The following is a 5,566-nucleotide window of genomic DNA, read 5'->3' on the forward strand; positions in this document are numbered from 1 at the left end:
TCAGTCAGTCTCGTGGCGAGAACAGAAGGAAGAAAGATTCTACATCTGCCCTCGATGAACGACAGCGCGAAGTTGACGCCTTAAGACAGGCAGGGTTATTCATAAGGGACAACTGTTATTATACCATCGGCAGTGAGGAAGAGGACCCGGTTATAATATCCAACTTTGTAATGGAGCCAATGTTCCATATCGGTGATGACAACAACGGAACCAGAATCTTCATCCTGAAGAATGAAGCCGGTGACCGACGGCTCCTGGAGATAAGGGAATCAGAAATGTGTTCCCTCAATGCTTTTCAACAGAAGGTGGGTACTCTCGGTAACTTTATTTGGCTTGCCAAGATAGAAAAGCTCAATCGGGTAAAGAGGTATCTGTATGCGAAGACCGATACTGCTGAGAGGATCAGAAAGCTCGGCTGGGACAGCATCAATGACTTCTTCGCATTCGGTAACGGCATACTTACGGAAGGAACATTCTTTCAGGTTGACGATATGGGTATAGTCAGAGGCTCCAACGGCAAGGCATTCTATATCCCTGCGACATCGAAAATGTATCGAAATAACCATGAAATATACCAGTTTGAACGGCTTATGGTGCATGAGAACCGTAACGGCGTATCGATGAGGATATTTGCAGAGAAACTTATATCGGTATTCGGAGAAAACGCGCGGATAGCTCTCAGCTATCTGTTCGCCACCATATTCAGGGACGTGATATTCCGGCGTACCCGGCATTTCCCGATACTCAACTTGTTCGGTGAGAAAGGAACAGGCAAGACCACACTCGCAACATCCCTTCAGTCATTCTTCATTCATGGCATTGACCCTCCGAACCTTGGTGTGACGTCTGTTCCGGCAATGAATGACAGAGTCTCTCAGGCTGTCAACACCCTTGTCGTATTCGATGAGTATAAGAACGACCTCGATATACGAAAGATCGCTTATCTCAAAGGTCTATGGGGAGGCGGCGGTCAGACAAAGAAGAACACTAACACAGACGGAATGGCCGCCCAGACAATAGTTAGCACAGGGATAGCCCTATGCGGTCAGGACAAACCGACACAGGATATGGCGCTTTATACCAGAGTGATTTTTCTCACGTTCACAAAAACATCATTCAATCAGACAGAACGAGCACGATATGAGGATATAGTGACACTATGCAATATGGGTCTGACACACCTTACAGTGGAACTATTAAAATATCGCTCACTATTTGAAAAGAATTTTCCGGAGGCGTATGCCATGAGCAAGCGCGAGCTTGCGACAAAGCTTGGTGATGTAACCGTTCATGAGCGTATCTTCGGTAACTGGGTGATACCGCTGGCAACCTATAGGTCATTGGAGACAGTCCTTGACCTGCCTTTCAGCTATGCGGATCTGTTCGATACAGCCGTCAAGGGAGTCCTCAATCAGAATGAATTGGCACAGGAAAGCTCCGAGATCGGAGACTTTTGGAATATGCTTCAAGGATTCCAGACAACAGGCAAATGTGTGGAAGGAGTACATTTCAATATAAGGTATCTCAGGAAGTTCCGTCCGTTGTCTGTAAGCGAGGACATAGAGTTCAGCGAGGCGAGACCAGTATTATACCTTAATGCCGCAGCAATATCCCCATTATTCAGCGGACGCGGCAACAATGCCACATCAGCGAGATCCTACTGGTCCACCATCATGTCTTATCTGAAATCGCATAACTCTTACCTCGGTTTGAAACAGGACAGGTTTTCAATTCTCCTGCCAAATGGCGATATAGATTACTCCGTTGAGACGGTTAATGGCCAGCAGATAAGACGTAAGAAAACAAATCGGCCGAAAGCCCTGTGCTTCGATTACCTCATTCTTAAAGATGCCTTTGGAATTGACCTTGAAACCGAAGTTTCATCGGATTTGGAAAATGCTTCGGATATCGGGTAATGATGTATGATTTATACATGAAGTAAGATGTTAAAGGCACTTCAAGAGAAATATTATTTGGCAGTCTCGGATAAAATCACTAATTTTGCACAAAATCATACGATGTGATTATGAGCAACATTCCTGATTATATTATTACGGCTATAAACCGTATCAATGAGTTCCTGCCTGAGAAAATAAAAGCTATGGAACTGCAACCAACCATAAAGAAGAAGATCCCTTTCGGTCTGAGCGGAGCATATGATTACTACCAGACAGAAATCTATAATAAGCCTTTCATCATAGCCGGAGTAGGCGATGATGACGAGAATATGGCACCAACTGTCTTAGCGAGACAGAAGGAAGTTCTGTTGAAGCAAACAGGAATTATACCAATTTTTGTCTTTAATAAGATTGCATCTTACCTGTTTCGCCGTTACACTAAAAGCAATATCGATATAGTTGTTGGTAATCGCCAACTATTTCTACCATCGATTTTCTTGGTTGTCAGCCGCGAGAAACCAGAGCAGCACAAAGAACCCGAAAAGCCCCCCGTGCTTTTCCAATTAGCCGTATTATACCATCTTGAAAAAGAAAACATAGATGGAATAACAATGCAGACACTCGCTGAAAAGTTGAAAACCTCCTATGCAACTGTGAACAGAGGTATCAGATGGATGAAAGAAAAGGGGTTCGTAACCTTGTCCGGAGGTAAGGAAAAGCAGATACGGTTTAACTATCAGGGAAAAGACCTATGGGAAAAAGCTTTGCCATATCTGGAAACCCCAGTAGATTTCATCGTTTATACTCCTGAATTGGGAATAAGCGAAAATGGACTTGTGTCAGAACAGAACGCTTTGGCTGAATATTCCCTTCTGAACGGGGGCCCTTACCGGATTGCCGTATCAAAAGAGGAATACAAGAATCTAAAGAAAAAGGATATCTATTGGGATCCTTTTGGAGAGGCCGGCATTGAAGTATGGAAATATGATCCCGCCCTGCTTTCCGGAACCGGAGTAGTAGATAAATTATCTCTATATCTTCTCTTGAAAGACTACGAAGACGAGAGGGTGCAGATAGAACTTGAAAACATGATAAATGACATTATATGGTAAAAGGAATAGAAAAGTTCAAGGAACATTTCGGTAAATATCAGGATAATTATGTCATCATAGGCGGTACAGCCTGTGAGGTACATGAAGATGCTGCCGGTCAGAAACCGAGAGCAACTAAAGACATAGATATGATACTCATAATCGAAGCACTTTCCCATGACTTTGTGGCAGAGTTCTGGAAATTTGTCAAAGCTGCCCGATATGAGGAAAATCAGGTTGGAGAGAAGGGAGAAGAACCGAAGCAGCAGTATTATAGGTTTAACAAGCCCGCTAATCCGGAATATCCGACACAGGTGGAACTGTTCTCCCGTTCACTTGATGTGTTTGAACTTCCTCCGGACGTGCATATCACACCTATTCCGACTGATGCTGATCTGTCGAGTCTGTCTGCCATACTTCTTGATGATGAATATTACAACTATACCCTCGAACACAGTACAGTGGAAGAAGGTGTGCATATCTCAAATGTTGAAAGTCTGATAGCCCTTAAATGCAAGGCATATCTGGAGATGAAGAGGCGAAAGGCTGAAACCGGCGAGGGAGACGAGAAACATATACGCAAACACCGTAACGATGTCTTTCGTCTTATCGCCTCCATCTCATCCGGTGACCAGACATTTGGGCTCCCCGAGAAATTATATGAAGATGTCGTATCATTCCGTCAACAGGTCGAATCGGATATGCCAGACGCAAACCTGATAAAAGATATGGGGTTACGTAGGATAACACCAAAGGATCTGTTAAAACGATTGGATGATCTTTTTGTAAAGTTATAATTCTGATATGAGATTACAATACGCATCAGATCTCCACCTTGAATTTGGTGTAAATTCGAAATGGCTAAAGGAAAATCCTATCATTCCTTCGGCTGACATTCTTGTGTTGGCCGGAGACATAGGGTATCTTGGAGACGCCAACTATCAGACGCATCCGTTCTGGGACTGGGCATCCGAGAATTTCAGGAAGGTGATTGTCGTTCCCGGCAACCATGAGCTGTATAAGTTTTTTGATATAAACGAACTTCATGACGGATGGTCCTTGGAGGTTCGACCCAATGTCAAGGTCTGCTACAATGCAGTGGTGCCTCTCGATGAAGAGATAGACCTTGTAGCATCGACATTATGGTCATTTGTGCCTCCGGCAGAAGAATACCTTACGGAACGTTGTGTGAGCGACTTCAATAGAATCAGAAACGGAGAGTTCCGCCTTTCAGCTCAAAGATTCAACGAAGAGCATCTTAAGTGCCGAGCCTTTATTGAGAAAGCCGTTTCTCAATCAAATGCAAGCAAGATAATAGTTGCAACCCATCATGTTCCATCATTCGATCTGATGTCTCCTGAGTTTAAAAACAGTAGCATCAACGGAGCCTTCACTGTAGAATTAGGTAATTACATTGCCGGAAGTCCTATTTCCTACTGGATCTATGGTCATTCCCACAGGAACATCGACAAGACCATCGGTAAGACTCAATGCGTAAGCAACCAGCTCGGTTATGTATTCCAGAATGAACATCTTACATTCCGTCCTGATGCAGTGATAGAAATATAAAATAGCATAGGAATCTACTATAAGGCTATCCATTCGGGTAGTCTTTTTTACTTTCAGTCGATAATCTTGAAAAATAAAAGGCACATGATACGGCGATGACAACGTTGACCGAACCTAAATTACTATTACACAGCCATTACATTAGAAAACATAGCGTTGACAAACGTTGACAACGGTTGACAAAACAATCATCCGGAGAAATTTCATAGCCATGTGTTGACAACTTTTCGGTTATAATATGATATTATTCTTATAGTTCTTAAAATAGAAAAGTATTGTAATAAAGGGCGTTATAACCGCTTGTTTTTCATGCGGACTTATTGTGGAACCGATGTCACCGTTGTCAACTCCCGGGGATATATGGGTCTTTTAATCCAATAATATTTTTCTTGGTGTGCCCAACCTTCCGAATTGAGTATACAATATAACCTGCCAGTCCTACAAAATCCCACTAAATACCACATTATCCGATATTTACCTCTTTGAAGGCACTCTTTTAAGCAGTAATTTTGTAATCTGATTGAAGATTATAAGATTACTGACATGAAATCCGGAAACAAAGAACCTGACATAATACCTGAACAGTTGTACTCCGCAGGACAAGCCGCAAGATATTTCGGTGTCCACCGCTGCACTGTCTATGACTACGTGAATAATCCTGACAGGCCGCTCTCTTATCTTCTTACCGGGCATAGCAGCCGGTTCATGTTCCTCGGACAGACCCTGATTGAATACAAACAGGCGGGTCTGCCGAAAAAGGGAAGAAAGAGAATGACCTGACTCAGTTCCAAAGGAACCATTGGAACGTAAGCACTTCATCCTGTATCCGGGCGAGTTCCGACAGCTCGACTGCAAGAAGCCACGCACGGGTGCGGATGTCGTCCATATCGGCAACGGCCTGGAGGTATCGGGTCGGTGAGAACTGACCGGATGCATCTGACCATTCCTCGGCATAACGCTCTGGGGCGAGTTCTTCGACGAAGGAGATGATCTCGTCCACAAGTGTGC

4 protein-coding genes and 2 pseudogenes are annotated in these 5,566 nt (G+C 43.7%); 5 read left to right on the top strand and 1 reads right to left on the bottom strand.

The window, feature by feature from the left end; genetic code table 11:
* From K2G41_RS01540 to K2G41_RS01560, 5 genes and pseudogenes are all read left to right on the top strand, one after another.
* Nucleotides 1–1,916 (top strand): annotated as a pseudogene (locus tag K2G41_RS01540) (DNA primase); the annotation flags it as partial.
* A gap of 110 nt (nucleotides 1,917–2,026) precedes the next feature.
* Nucleotides 2,027–3,010 (top strand): helix-turn-helix domain-containing protein, encoded by a 984-nt coding sequence (locus tag K2G41_RS01545; protein ID WP_300113459.1) that lies wholly within the window; start codon nucleotides 2,027–2,029, stop codon nucleotides 3,008–3,010.
* Complete coding sequence (locus tag K2G41_RS01550) at nucleotides 3,004–3,786, top strand: hypothetical protein (RefSeq protein ID WP_300113462.1); 783 nt, start codon at nucleotides 3,004–3,006, stop codon at nucleotides 3,784–3,786. The genes K2G41_RS01545 and K2G41_RS01550 overlap by 7 nt, the downstream gene beginning before the upstream one ends.
* Before the next feature lie 7 nt (nucleotides 3,787–3,793).
* On the top strand, nucleotides 3,794–4,558 hold the full coding sequence (locus K2G41_RS01555) for a metallophosphoesterase (protein ID WP_300113465.1): 765 nt from the start codon (nucleotides 3,794–3,796) through the stop codon (nucleotides 4,556–4,558).
* Nucleotides 4,559–5,101: 543 nt separating this feature from the next.
* On the top strand, nucleotides 5,102–5,338 hold the full coding sequence (locus K2G41_RS01560) for a DNA-binding protein (RefSeq protein WP_300113467.1): 237 nt from the start codon (nucleotides 5,102–5,104) through the stop codon (nucleotides 5,336–5,338).
* A 1-nt stretch (nucleotide 5,339) separates the two neighbouring features.
* Here K2G41_RS01560 and K2G41_RS01565 read toward each other — a convergent pair.
* Nucleotides 5,340–5,566 (bottom strand): annotated as a pseudogene (locus tag K2G41_RS01565) (hypothetical protein); the annotation flags it as partial.

It is taken from the genome of Duncaniella sp. (assembly GCF_029056165.1).
GTDB lineage: Bacteria > Bacteroidota > Bacteroidia > Bacteroidales > Muribaculaceae > Duncaniella.